Source organism: Pseudooceanicola sp. HF7 (assembly GCF_011806405.1).
Classification (GTDB): Bacteria; Pseudomonadota; Alphaproteobacteria; order Rhodobacterales; family Rhodobacteraceae; genus Pseudooceanicola.
The window spans coordinates 1-12,765 of sequence record NZ_JAATOW010000006.1 but is presented as its reverse complement, the minus strand read 5'-3'; the positions used below and the strand labels follow the sequence as shown (position 1 = coordinate 12,765).

12 protein-coding genes and 2 riboswitches are annotated in these 12,765 nt (G+C 64.1%); of the genes, 10 read left to right on the top strand and 2 right to left on the bottom strand.

From position 1 onward, the window contains the following. Positions 1–55 precede the first annotated feature (55 nt). A riboswitch (cobalamin riboswitch) is annotated at positions 56–258 on the bottom strand. A gap of 175 nt (positions 259–433) precedes the next feature. Next, positions 434–627, top strand: a riboswitch (cobalamin riboswitch). A 101-nt stretch (positions 628–728) separates the two neighbouring features. From nrdH to HCZ97_RS04790, 5 genes are all read left to right on the top strand, one after another. Continuing rightward, positions 729–950 carry a glutaredoxin-like protein NrdH gene (nrdH, locus tag HCZ97_RS04810; protein ID WP_167687549.1) on the top strand — a complete coding sequence of 74 codons (222 nt, stop codon included), beginning with the start codon at positions 729–731 and terminating at the stop codon, positions 948–950. 15 nt (positions 951–965) lie between these two features. Beyond that, positions 966–1,391 carry a class Ib ribonucleoside-diphosphate reductase assembly flavoprotein NrdI gene (gene nrdI / locus HCZ97_RS04805; protein WP_167687548.1) on the top strand — a complete coding sequence of 142 codons (426 nt, stop codon included), beginning with the start codon at positions 966–968 and terminating at the stop codon, positions 1,389–1,391. Further along, the gene (gene nrdE / locus HCZ97_RS04800; RefSeq protein WP_167687547.1) at positions 1,373–3,505 is read left to right on the top strand and encodes a class 1b ribonucleoside-diphosphate reductase subunit alpha; all 2,133 of its coding nucleotides are present in this window, start codon (positions 1,373–1,375) and stop codon (positions 3,503–3,505) included. The genes nrdI and nrdE overlap by 19 nt, the downstream gene beginning before the upstream one ends. Positions 3,506–3,513: 8 nt before the next feature. Beyond that, positions 3,514–4,491: a class 1b ribonucleoside-diphosphate reductase subunit beta gene (nrdF, locus tag HCZ97_RS04795; RefSeq protein WP_167687546.1), complete on the top strand. Its 978-nt coding sequence runs from the start codon at positions 3,514–3,516 to the stop codon at positions 4,489–4,491. 289 nt (positions 4,492–4,780) lie between these two features. Next, positions 4,781–5,749, top strand: a complete 969-nt coding sequence (locus tag HCZ97_RS04790; RefSeq protein WP_167687545.1) for an MYG1 family protein — start codon at positions 4,781–4,783, stop codon at positions 5,747–5,749. 190 nt (positions 5,750–5,939) lie between these two features. On the opposite strand, the gene HCZ97_RS04785 is transcribed toward HCZ97_RS04790, so the two are convergent. Then, complete coding sequence (locus HCZ97_RS04785; protein ID WP_167687544.1) at positions 5,940–6,233, bottom strand: DUF1330 domain-containing protein; 294 nt, start codon at positions 6,231–6,233, stop codon at positions 5,940–5,942. Positions 6,234–6,552: 319 nt separating this feature from the next. Further along, the gene (gene hisN, locus HCZ97_RS04780) at positions 6,553–7,347 is read right to left on the bottom strand and encodes a histidinol-phosphatase (RefSeq protein ID WP_167687543.1); all 795 of its coding nucleotides are present in this window, start codon (positions 7,345–7,347) and stop codon (positions 6,553–6,555) included. A gap of 203 nt (positions 7,348–7,550) precedes the next feature. On the opposite strand from hisN, the gene HCZ97_RS04775 reads away from it, so the two are divergent. From HCZ97_RS04775 to HCZ97_RS04755, 5 genes are all read left to right on the top strand, one after another. Further along, positions 7,551–8,558, top strand: coding sequence for an ABC transporter substrate-binding protein (locus HCZ97_RS04775; protein WP_167687542.1), 1,008 nt, complete (start codon positions 7,551–7,553; stop codon positions 8,556–8,558). An 85-nt stretch (positions 8,559–8,643) separates the two neighbouring features. Then, positions 8,644–9,678 carry an ABC transporter ATP-binding protein gene (locus HCZ97_RS04770; protein WP_167687541.1) on the top strand — a complete coding sequence of 345 codons (1,035 nt, stop codon included), beginning with the start codon at positions 8,644–8,646 and terminating at the stop codon, positions 9,676–9,678. After that, entirely contained in the window at positions 9,675–11,345 is a 1,671-nt protein-coding gene (locus HCZ97_RS04765) for an ABC transporter permease subunit (protein WP_167687540.1), read from the top strand. Before HCZ97_RS04770 ends, HCZ97_RS04765 begins: the two co-directional genes overlap by 4 nt. A gap of 3 nt (positions 11,346–11,348) precedes the next feature. Further along, positions 11,349–12,098, top strand: a complete 750-nt coding sequence (locus HCZ97_RS04760) for a DeoR/GlpR family DNA-binding transcription regulator (RefSeq protein ID WP_167687539.1) — start codon at positions 11,349–11,351, stop codon at positions 12,096–12,098. A gap of 158 nt (positions 12,099–12,256) precedes the next feature. Next, positions 12,257–12,765: DUF2796 domain-containing protein (locus HCZ97_RS04755; RefSeq protein WP_167687538.1), on the top strand; the 509-nt coding region annotated here is incomplete at its 3' end.

The following is a 12,765-nucleotide window of genomic DNA, read 5'->3' as shown; positions in this document are numbered from 1 at the left end:
GCCGGAAATGTCACCGTTACGGAAGAAGCCGCGCCCGATACGCACCCCGCGATCGGAACAGGTGATCGTTTCAGGCAGGTCTCCTGACTTCGCAGATCCGCGCCGCGCTCGGCCTTCCCGACGCCGATGGCGCCAGTGACATGTCGGGCAGGCTCACTGCTTACAGTTGCGGGGGCAGTCCCGGAGTAGGGCAGCTTGCCCGCACCGGATTCCCTATTCTCCGCAATCGCTTGCGGCACCTGAAATCGCCGCCAATTTGTGCAATCAGCGGCGCAAGGTCAATCAGGTCCCAGCCCCATTCGCTTCATCAAGATCATGACGGGAGTGCATAGGCCACCAAGGACCGGTGCTTGGGAGGCTTTTTCCGTTCTGGCAATGGCGCCCTTACGCCGGGCAACGAACTCCATATATTGACAGAGAGCGGCCATCCGCATCTATATGGTGTTGCTTTGGTGTGCGCGAGTCGCCTCGCGGACGAAGAGGGAAGCCGATGTGAATTCGGCGCTGCCCCCGCAACTGTAAGCGACAAGTCAGGGCCCGGATCCACTGGTGCAGATGCATCGGGAAGGCGGGCCAATGGCGTTTGAGTCGCAAGCCAGGAGACCTGCCAGGGCGAGACATTGACGAGCGCGGGCGGAGGGCCCGGCGCGCGATACCCGGCCCGTCCAGCGCGCCGGCGTTTCCCGTGCCCCGGTCCCGACATCCGACACAGCACAGGAACGACCGCCATGACGATTACCGTTTTTTCGAAACCCGCCTGCGTGCAATGCACCGCCACCACCCGGGCGCTCGACGCGCGTGGTCTGTCCTATGACGTCGTCGACCTGACCCAGGATGCAGAGGCCATGGATCGGGTCCAGGCCCTGGGCTACCGGCAGGCGCCGGTCGTCATTGCCGGTGACGATCACTGGGCCGGCTTCCGCCCCGACATGATCAACCGCCTGTCCTGAACCGGTCCCGGGCGGATGCAGCTTGTCTATTTCTCCGGCGGGTCAGGCAACACGGCCCGAATGGTGGGCCGCCTTGGCCTGCCCGCGACGCGCCTGCCCCGGCAGGCCGATGCGGTTATGCCCCGGATCGACAGGCCCTTCGTGCTGATCTGTCCGACATACGCCGATGGCATGGGCCGCCATGCCGTCCCACGCCAGGTCATCCGCCTGCTGAACGATCCCCACCCCCGCGCCCTGCTGCGCGGGGTCATTGCCGGTGGCAACCGTAACTTCGGCGAAACCTTCGCCTGCGCCGGTGACGTCATCTCTGCCAAGTGCGGCGTGCCCGTGCTCTACCGTTTCGAACTGGCCGGTACCGATACCGACCTGTCCCGCATCCGTTCCGGCCTGGCCCGGTTCGGTGCCGCCCAAGAGGATTCCCAATGCTTGATGCAAGCGTAACCGCAGATCTCGACTACCACGCGCTGAACGCGATGCTGAACCTCTACGACGACGAGGGCCGTATCCAGTTCGAGGCCGACCGCATGGCGGCGCGCCAGTACTTCCTGAAGCACGTGAACCAGAACACGGTCTTCTTCCATTCGCTGGACGAGAAGCTGCGTTACCTGGTCGAGGAAGGCTATTACGAGGCCGAGGTACTGGACCAGTACGACCGCGCCTTCCTGCATGCGATCTGGGATGCGGCCTACGAGTTGAAGTTCCGTTTCCCCAGCTTCCTGGGCGCCTTCAAGTACTATACCTCTTACACGCTGAAGACGCGGGACGGGCAGCGCTACCTTGAGCGTTACGAAGACCGCGTTGTGATGAACGCCCTGGCCCTGGCGCGCGGCGACGAAAAGTTGGCCATGGGCCTGATGACGGAGATCGTCGAAGGCCGCTTCCAGCCTGCCACGCCGACCTTCCTGAATGCCGGCAAGAAGGCCCGGGGCGAATTCGTCTCCTGCTTCCTGCTGCGGCTCGAAGACAACATGGAAAGCATCGGGCGCGGCATCAACTCCGCGCTGCAGCTGTCCAAGCGCGGCGGCGGCGTTGCCCTCATGCTGACGAACATCCGTGAATACGGCGCCCCCATCAAGGGGATCGAAAACCAGTCCTCCGGCGTGATCCCGGTGATGAAGCTGCTTGAAGACAGCTTCAGCTATGCCAACCAGCTGGGCGCGCGCCAAGGCGCCGGGGCGGTCTACCTGAACGCCCACCACCCGGACATCCTGCGGTTCCTCGACACCAAGCGGGAGAACGCGGATGAGAAGATCCGCATCAAGACCCTGTCCCTTGGCGTGGTGATCCCCGACGTGACCTTCGAGCTCGCCAAGCGGAACGAGGACATGTACCTGTTCTCGCCCCATGACGTGGAAAAGGTCTATGGCTGTGCCTTCTCCGACATCTCCGTGACGGAGAAATACGACGAGATGGTCGACAACCCGAAGATTCGCAAATCCAAGATCAAGGCCCGCGCCTTCTTCCAGACCATTGCCGAGATCCAGTTCGAAAGCGGCTATCCCTACATCATGTTCGAAGACACGGTGAACGCGGCCAACCCGATTGCCGGGCGCATCGCCATGTCGAACCTCTGCTCCGAGATCCTGCAGGTGAACGAGGCCTCCGAGTTCAACGAGGACCTCAGCTATGCACAGATGGGCACGGATATCTCCTGCAACCTCGGCTCCATGAACATCGCCCGGGCGATGGACGGCGGCGACCTTGCCGGCACCGTGGGCACCGCGATCCGCGCCCTGAACGCGGTTTCCGAAATGTCGGCGATCGATTCTGTGCCGTCGATCCGCAAGGGCAATGACGAAGGCCACGCCATCGGGCTGGGCCAGATGAACCTGCACGGCTACCTGGCGCGCGAACGCATCCATTACGGCAGCCCCGAAGGCATCGACTTTACCAGCATCTACTTCTGCACCGTGCTGTTCCACGCGCTGAGCGCCTCCAACGCGCTGGCTCGCGAACGCGGCACCCGTTTCAAGGGGTTCGAAACCTCGACCTATGCCGATGGCACCTTCTTCGAAGGCTACGTGAACCGCGACTGGCTGCCCGAAACCGACCGGGTACGTGACCTCTTCGAAGAAGCTGGCATCGCCGTGCCGACCCGCGATGACTGGGCCGCCCTACGCGACGCTGTGATGGCGGACGGGCTTTACAACCGCAACCTGCAGGCGGTTCCGCCGACCGGGTCGATCAGCTACATCAACTACGCCACGTCCTCGATCCACCCGATCACCTCGAAGATCGAGATCCGCAAGGAAGGCAAGATCGGCCGCGTCTACTATCCTGCGCCCTACATGACCAACGAGAACCTGGAATTCTACCGCGACGCCTACGAGATCGGCCCGGAAGCCATCATCGACACCTATGCCGCGGCCACCAAGCACGTCGACCAGGGCCTGTCGCTGACGCTGTTCTTCCCGGCGGATGCGACGACGCGCGATATCAACCGGGCCCAGATCTACGCCTGGAAGAAGGGCATCAAGACCATCTACTACATCCGCCTGCGCCAGGAGGCCCTGACGGGCACCGAAGTGCAGGGCTGCGTTTCCTGCTCGCTGTGAGGCCCGCCATGAAAGACCTGATTTCCCCCCGCCCGATCCCCCGCGCCGTGAACTGGAACCGGATCGAGGACGACATCGACCTGGACGTCTGGAACCGCCTCACGGTGAACTTCTGGCTGCCGGAAAAGGTGCCGCTGTCCAATGACATCCAAAGCTGGTCGCAGCTGACAGACGATGAACGCCAGCTGACCACCCGTGTCTTTACCGGCCTCACGCTGCTGGACACGATCCAGAACAGCATCGGCGCACCGACCCTGATGGCCGATGCGATCACCCCCCATGAAGAAGCGGTACTGAGCAACATCGCCTTCATGGAGGCCGTGCACGCGCGCAGCTATTCCTCGGTCTTCTCGACGCTTTGCCAGACCTCGGACGTGGACGAAGCCTTCCGCTGGTCGGCCGAGAACGAGCACCTGCAGGCGAAATCCCGGCTGATCCTGGACGAATACGACAGCACCACGAACCCGCTGAAGAAGAAGATTGCCAGCGTCTTCCTGGAAAGCTTCCTGTTCTATTCGGGCTTCTACTTGCCGATGCACTGGTCCAGCCGCGCCCGGCTGACCAATACCGCCGACCTGATCCGCCTGATCATCCGCGACGAGGCAATCCACGGCTATTACATCGGCTACAAGTTCCAGCGCGGGCTGGAGCGCCTGCCCGAGGCCGAGCGCGCAGAGCTGAAGGATTTTGCCTTCTCCCTGCTGTTCGACCTCTACGACATCGAGGCGCGCTATACAGAGCAGCTTTACGATGGGCTTGGCCTGACCGAGGACGTGAAGAACTTCCTGCATTACAACGCCAACAAGGCGCTGCAGAACCTCGGCTTCGAGGCGCTCTTCCCGGACGAGGCCTGCAAGGTGAACCCCGCCATCATGGCCGCCCTCTCGCCCAATTCGGACGAGAACCACGACTTCTTCTCCGGCTCCGGCTCCTCCTACGTCATCGGCAAGGCCGTGGCGACGGAAGACGAAGACTGGGATTTCTGAACGAAGGTAGCCTGGCGCGACCGGGTGTAAACGCAACAGATCAGGGATCTGCTTGCCATGGATTGAGCGGGACGGGGATGCGCGTTCCGCTCTTTTTCTTGGCGCCGGCACGCCGAAAAGGCTCTCAATCGGCGCGAGGACCGATCCCTATGGCAGCCGAGAAGCACTTACCTTGCGATCCAGGCCGCATTCCCGGCCTCACGCTCCCCCGCGGCCAAGTTCCTGCTTTGAAAATCCGGCCGATCCTGACACTAGGGGCGCAAACCAGTCAGACACCAGGACGGCCCGCATGACCATCACCACTCTTGTCACCCACTCCGGCGGCTTCCACGCGGACGAGGTCCTGTCGACCGTCATCCTCACCCGTCTCTACCCCGAGGCAGAGGTGGTGCGCAGCCGGGCGCCGGAATGGATCACCCCAGCCGAGGGGCGCGTGATCTATGACGTGGGCGGAACCTATGATGCGGAAGCGGGGATCTTTGACCACCACCAGCGCGAGAGCCCGCTACGCGAGGATGAAACGCCCTATAGCTCCTTCGGCTTGATCTGGAAGCACTTCGGCCTGGATTACCTGCGCAGCTTCGACATTCCCGAGGACGATCTTGAAAAGATCCACCACTCCTTCGATCGCAGCTTCGTCCTGCCAGTCGATCAGGTCGACAACGGCACCGTGAGCGTGTCCGAAGCCGGCCCGCTGTCCTCTCTCACCCTTCCCGGCCTGATCGAGACACTGAAACCCGTCTTCGACGACAAGGACCAGGAAAGCGAAACCCGCGCCTTCCACGCCGCGGTGGGCATCGCGCGCCAGTTCGTGGAAGCCCGCGTCGCCCGCAGCGCGGCCAAGCGCCGCGCAGAGCTGCTGGCCGCCGAGGCCGTTATCGCCGCCGGCGACAGCCCGATCCTGGAGCTGCCGATGGGCATGCCCTTCCGTCCTGCCGTGGTCGAGGCAGGTGCCGATCACCTGCTCTTCGTGGTGACCCCGCGCGATGGCGGCGACTGGACCCTGGGCGGCATCCGCAAATACGACGAAGGCTTTGCCCAACGCGCCGATCTGCCGGCGGCCTGGGGCGGCCTTTCGGGTGCGGAGCTGGAAGAGGTCACGGGGGTCAATGGGGCTACCTTCTGCCACAAGGCCCTGTTCATCGCGGCGGCCAAGGGACGCGACGCGATCATGCAAATGGCCAACCTGGCCGTCGAGGAAGCCCGCCGCCTGGAGGCCGAACGCCCAGTTGAAGAGCCCGCGCCCACGGACGCCTGAGCGAAGATGCGTCGGGCGGCCTTGTCGAGGATTTCGCTGGTGCGCAGCCCTCGCAGAGCCGGCGCGGAGGACGGCAAGCCGGTCCTAGCTGCGCTTTCCAAGCACAGAGGGGATGCGTCTTTAGCCGCCCTTGGAGAGTCAGGGGACCAGCACTTCGAAGCGCTCGCCTCCGGCACAAGGCAGCATCGCCTCAATCAAGCGCATCGGCAAGGATGGCATTCAGAGTGGAGCCGGAGCGGCGAAGAACCGCGAGGGACTGGAACGCGTCCGAGTTCCAGAAAGATGTTGCATGATCGCGATCCGGGAACTCGATGATGAAAGCCGCATCAGGTAGTGCTTTGTCCCCTTCCAGGCGCTCCGGGTTGCCACCGCGCACCCTGAATACCCCCTTGTGGCTTGCCACAACCTCGGGGATCTTCGCAAAATACTCCTCCATCCAGCTGCGGCTGTGGATCTCCATCTGACCGATGATGTATGCCGTCATGCTGATATCCCCCGTTGCAAAAGAACATGCTGCACGGCCACGGTAGCCTGCGGCACCGGCTCCGGCCAGCGTCGAGCGGTCATCACCTGCCCCGGCCGCTACGAGCGGTCTCGACGCGTTCATGCAGGAATGCAGCAGAGGATCCTTGGATCTTGGAGCCGTCCGGTATCAAGTGGCCATTCCAACACGCACATGTCCCGCGCAGCGTGTGAGTAAGCACTAGGCCCGTCTGGGGACCGCGATCCTCCGCCAAGTTGAACCACGGTGCTTCGATCGTTCTGAAGCAAAGGCCCCTCGCTTAAGCAGGTCACCGCTGATCTTAAGCCCCGCCCAGCACTGCCAGAGCCTCGGCATGCAGTTCCGCGCTCGCCGCAGCGATCACCTTGCCCTCGGAGGCCAGCGTCAGCGCGCGCCCCTCCCAATCCGTGATGACGCCGCCGGCCCCTTCGATGACCGGTACAAGCGCCATGTAATCGTAGGGATGCAGGTTCATCTCCATCAACAGGTCCACATGGCCCGAGGCGAGCAGCCCATAGGCATAGCAATCGCCGCCGAACCGCCGCATCGCCACGCGTTGCGACAGCGTCTCGAACTGCGCAAGGCCCGCCGCGTCAAAACTGTCGGGGCTGGTGGTGTACAGGATCGCCTCGGACAGGGTCTGCCGCCCGCTGGTGTGACAGGGGGAGCCGTTGAACAGGCTGGGCTTGCCGCTCTGCCCGGTCCAGCGCTCGCCCGTCGGCGGGATCGAGATCACCCCGAGGTCGGGCACACCGCCCGACAGGCAGGCGATGAGCGTGCCGAAGCTGGGCATGCCGGAAAGGAAGCTCTTGGTGCCGTCGATCGGATCAATGACCCAGACCCGGGTCGCGTCAAGCCGGGCGTCCTCTTGCTCTTCGCCAAGGATGCCATGGCTGGGAAAGGCCGCCGTGATCTGGCGGCGCATCTCGGCCTCGATGGCGCGGTCGGCCTGCGTGACCGGAGAGTCATCCGCCTTGGCCTCGATATCCAGCGGCTTGCGGAAATAGCGCATTGCCATGGCATCGGTCATGTCGGCCAGGGTCCAGGCGAACTGCACCAGTTGGTCCGTCTCGGAGAGGGGGGAGTGAGTCTGCATCAAAGTTCCTCAGTTCCGGGGGCCGACAGGCTGAAGGCATCCGCTTTGGAATTTAATCGTAGACAAATGCCATAAAAACACAAGACTACACATATTGCCCCAACCCTGAGGCCGGGCGAAATGATCAGAACGGGTTTCTTCCAATGCCCGCGGACGACCGGACACAGATCCGGACAAGGATGTGGACCAACAAGGAGATGACGATGAAAACCTGGATTCAAACCACCGCGCTGTCGCTCGCGGCCCTTGGCCTGGCGGCCCCGGCGCTGGCCGATGAGCTGACCGTCTATACCGCCCTCGAGGAAGAAGAGATCGCGGCCTATGTCGAGGCCGCGCAGGCCGCCATGCCCGATACGGAGATCAACGTGCTGCGCCTGTCCACCGGCAAGCTGGGCGCGCGCCTGCTGGCCGAGGCTGGCAATCCGCAGGCCGACGTGATCTGGGGCTGGGCCGTCAGCGCCATGATGGATCCCCAGATCCTCGAGATGCTGGAACCCTACGAAGCCAAGGGCGCCGACGTGCTGCCCGAGACCTTCCGCGATGCGGATGGCAAGTGGTTCGCCCCCATCGGTTACATGGGAGCCTTCTGCGTGAACACCGCGCGGCTCGAGGAAAAAGGCCTGACCATGCCGACCAGCTGGGCCGATCTGGAAGACCCGGCCTTTGAGGGCGAGGTGCTGATGCCCGATCCGAACTCTTCCGGCACCGGCTACCTGCACGTGAACGCCGTGCTGCAAAGCATGGGCGCCGAGGCCGGCTGGGCGCAGCTGGAAGCGGTCGATCCCAACATGGCGCAATATACCTCGTCGGGCTCCAAGCCCTGCAAATCGGCGCGCGTCGGCGAATATACCGTCGGCATCTCGCTGGCCTTCACCGCGATGCAGTCCATCGAAGAGGGCTATCCGCTCGCCATGGTCTTCCCCGAAGGCGGCGTGGGCTACGAGCTTGAATCCTCCGGCCTGATGGCCAGCACCGACAACCCCGAAGGCGCGAAGGCCTTCCTCGACTGGACCATGTCGGATGAGGCCATCGGCCTTTACCAGCAGTACAAGGCGCTGATCACCGTGCCGGGCGTGGATGCCTCGGAAGCGGCGGAAAAGGCCGGGCTGCCCGCCGACATCTCGACCATCCTGGCGGACATCGACTTCGTGAAGGCGGCCGAGGATCAGACGGCCGTGAAAGACGAGTGGAAAGAAAAGTTCGGCCGCTGAGGTCGATCATCGGGGCGGCGCGGGTCGCCCCTATCCCTTTCGGGCGGTTGCGGGCCGCCTGCGCGCCCAAGGAAAGAAAGACCCCATGTACCTGACCGTCCGCGACGCCACCAAGCTTTACGGCACCTTCACCGCGCTCGACCGCGTCTCGATCGGGATCGAAAAGGGGGAGTTCGTCTGCCTTCTCGGCCCCTCGGGCTGCGGCAAGACCACGCTGTTGCGGCTGATCGCCGGTCTTGCCGACCTCGACGGCGGAAAGATTACTCTGGAGGGCGCGGACCTGTCGCAGATGCCCGCCCGCAAGCGCGGCTTCGGCATCGTCTTCCAGTCCTATTCGCTGTTTCCCAACATGACGGTGGCCGAGAATATCGGCTACGGGTTGAAGATCCGGGGCGTGCCAAGGTCCGACATCGCCGCGCGTGTCGCCGAATTGCTCGACCTGGTGAAGCTGCCGCAGGTGGCGGAGAACATGCCCGGCCAGCTTTCCGGCGGGCAGCAGCAGCGGATCGCCCTGGCGCGGGCCATCGCCGTCGATCCGCAGGTTCTGCTGCTGGACGAGCCGCTTTCGGCGCTGGACGCCAAGGTCCGCGCAGAGCTGCGGGACCAGATCCGGCAGGTGCAGCGCGCGCTTGGCATCCCGACCCTCATGGTGACCCACGACCAGGAAGAGGCGTTAGCACTGGCGGACAAGATCATCTGCATGAACCACGGCAGCGTCGTGCAGGCGGGCACACCCGAGGACCTCTACCACCGCCCCGCCACGCGCTTCGTCGCGCAGTTCATGGGGATCAGCAACCTGCTGACGCCCGAGGATGTGACGCGGCTCTTCCCCGATCTCCTGCCGCCCCGGCCCGCGACGCCGAAGGCACAGTTGGCCTGCATCCGCCCCGAGCAAGTCGACATTACCCCCGCGGCGGACGGCACGGCCATGGTGCGCAGCATCAGCTTTCTCGGCAACCTGCGCCGGCTTGAGGTCGACAGCCCCGTCGGCCCCCTGACCGTGGAAACCCATGGCACGAACCCCTGCCGCACCGGCGACCCGGTCTCGCTGCGCGTGGCACCCGACGCCTGTACCTGGGTGATCGACGACGCCCCCGCGCCCAAGGCCGTCCCGGCATGAGCGCTTCCGAAACGATCCGGCGACCGTCACGGCACAGAACGTTTGACTCGGACCGCCTGCTGACCGCCGCCTGCGTGGGGCTGCCGCTTCTGGGGCTGATCCTCTTCTTTGCCTACCCGATGCTCATCGTTTTCCTGCGCTCGATCACCGTGGATGAGGGCTACGGGATGGGCAATTACGTGCAGGTGCTGGGCTCTTCGGGGTTCTGGCGCGCGACGCGGCATTCTCTGGCCATGGGCGGGGCAACGACGCTGCTCAGCGTGTTCCTGGGCTTCATCATCGCGCAGGGCCTTTACCGCTGTGCCTTTCCGGGCAAGTGGCTGATCCGCGCGGTGATCGTACTGCCGCTGCTCGCGCCGTCGCTGGTCCAGGCGCTCGGGCTGATCTTCCTCCTGGGGCGCAACGGCGTCATCAGCCGCGCCCTTGGCGTCGAGATCGAGATCTACGGCTTCTGGGGTCTGCTGATCGCCAACACCCTTTACGCCCTGCCGCAGGCGGTGATGATCATCGGTGCGGCGCTGGTGCTGCTGGATGCGCGCACCTACGAGGCCGCCGATGTCATGGGCGCCTCGCCGTGGCGACAGTTCCGCGACCTGACGCTGCCCTCGGCGCGCTTCGGCATCCTCAACGCGGGCTTCGTCTGCTTCATCATCACGATCACGGATTTCGGCAATGCGGCGGTGATCGGCGGGGATTATTCCGTGCTCGCGACCGAGATCTACAGCCAGGTCGTCGGCCAGCGGAACTTCAACATGGGGGCCGTGGTGGGGATCATGCTGCTGCTGCCCACCGTGATCGCCTATGCCATCGAGCGTCAGGCGATGAAGCGCCAGCAGGCCGGGCAGACCACCGGGCAGGTGGCCTATCGCCCCGTGTTCGCGCCCCTGCGGGACCTCGGCATGGCCGGGCTGTCGCTGCTGATCTGCGCGGCCATCGTCGCCGTGATCGGCATCGTGGTCTACGCCAGCTTCGTCACGCTCTGGCCCTACAACATGTCCCTGTCGTTCAAGCATTACGACATCACGCTGGCGGGGGGGTATTCCTCGCTCTGGATGACCATCCTGATCTCTCTGGGCGCGGCGGTGGGCGGAACGATCGCGGTCTTCCTGCTCGGGCTCGGATTGCGGCGGCTGCCGCAGGCGCTGGCCCAGCCGGTGCAGATCCTGGCCGCCATGCCGGCGGCCGTGCCGGGGATGGTGCTGGGGCTGGCTTATATCCTGACCTTCAACTCCACCGCGACGCCACTTTACCTGCTCTACGGCAGTGCCGCGCTGATCGGGATCGTCAACTTCTACCACTACCACACGCAGGGCTTCCTCACGGTGATGACCGGCTTCCGCCAGCTGCCCCCGGCGCTGGAAGAGGCGGCGGGCAGCCTTGGCGCAGGGTTGGGTCGGACGGCGCGCGACGTGGTTGCGCCCTTCATCGCACCGATGCTGGTGTCGGTCTTCTTCTTCCTCTTCATGCGCTCGATGGTCACGCTTTCTGCCGTCGTGTTCCTCACAACGCCGCAGCTGAGCGTCGCCGCCGTGACGATCATGCGGCTGGACGATGCCGGGCTGACCTCTCAGGCGGCGGCGTTTTCAACCTGCGTGATGGCGGTTGTCTGCGGGGCGGTTCTGGCTATGAAGATGATCCTGGCACTGATGCAGCGCCGGAGGGGTTGAGACATGTGGGCGAAAGAGCGGCACCAGAGGATCCTGTCGATGCTGGCCGCGAACCAGCAGGTCAGCGCCAATGACCTGGCCGGGATGCTGGGCGTCTCGCGCGAGACCGTGCGCCGCGACCTCGTCGACCTTGAGGAAATCGGAAAGGTGGCGCGGGTCCACGGCGGTGCCGTCCTGCCCGAGACCCGCAGCGAGGATCCCTTTCGCCAGCGCATGGCCTCTCGGGTGCGGGCAAAGGCAGAGATCGCCAAGAAGGCCGTCGGCCTCATCCAACCCGGACAGACGATCATGGTGGATGCCGGATCGACCACCGCGCTGTTCGCGCGCGAGCTTGCGAAGGTTCCGGGCATATCGGTCATCACCAATTCGCTCGACGTGGCCACGACGCTGCAGGCCGGCGGGCTCGACGTGGTCCTGCTGGGCGGGCGGATCGCCGCGGATGTGCCCGCCACGGTGGGCGAGCTGACCCTGTCAGAGATCCGCCGCTTCGAGGTCGATATCTGCTTCTCTGCCCCTGTTGCCCTGCACGCCGAGAAGGGGGCGTTCTTCTACGACCTGCAAGAGGCGGAGATTTCCATCGCGATGGCGGCGCAGGCGGCGCGGACAGTCGTCCTGGCCGATCATACCAAGCTGGGTATCACAAGCCGGGTCCGGGCCTGGGAGGCCGACGCTGTTGGAACTTTGGTCACCAGTCGCGCTGCATCGGACACGGTGCTGGAGCCGTTTCGGAAATCCGGGATCCAGGTCATCTGAACCGATGAAATGGGGTGCGTTTAGGCATCCTTTTGGCCTTCGGAATGCGCTGCCTTGGCATGTCTTCTGCATCTACCGTTTGGCTCTCTTGGGATATGTTATATCATTGTTGCATTCCTGCGCTTTAGAGGCCCTACTCACTCGCGAAAGGACTCACGATGAAAACACTCAACATCTCGCTGTTGGTCGGCCTCCTGGCCGTCCCGCAAACCTCCGTCTTCGCGCAGGAGCATCGCGAGCTTGGCGCGCATGAGCATGGCGTCGGGCAGCTTAATATCGCCATCGAAGGCGGGCGTATCTCGATGGAGCTGACGGCGCCCGGGGCTGATATCGTCGGCTTCGAACATGCCGCCAGCACCGCGACAGACCAAGAGGCCATTAGCTCCGCCCTGTCTCTTCTGGAACGTCCGCTCGATCTTTTCGTAATGCCCGAGGCGGCCGGATGCACCCTGGCCGAGGCCCATGCAGAACTGGAAAGCGACGATCATGGGCATGAGGGCGGCCATGATCACGATGAGCATGCCGAGCACGATCACGAAGACCATGATCACGACGCGCATGACCACGAGGATCACGACCACGAACACGACCACGACCACGACCACGACCACGACCACGACCACGACCACGACCACGACCACGACCACGACCACGACCACGACCACGA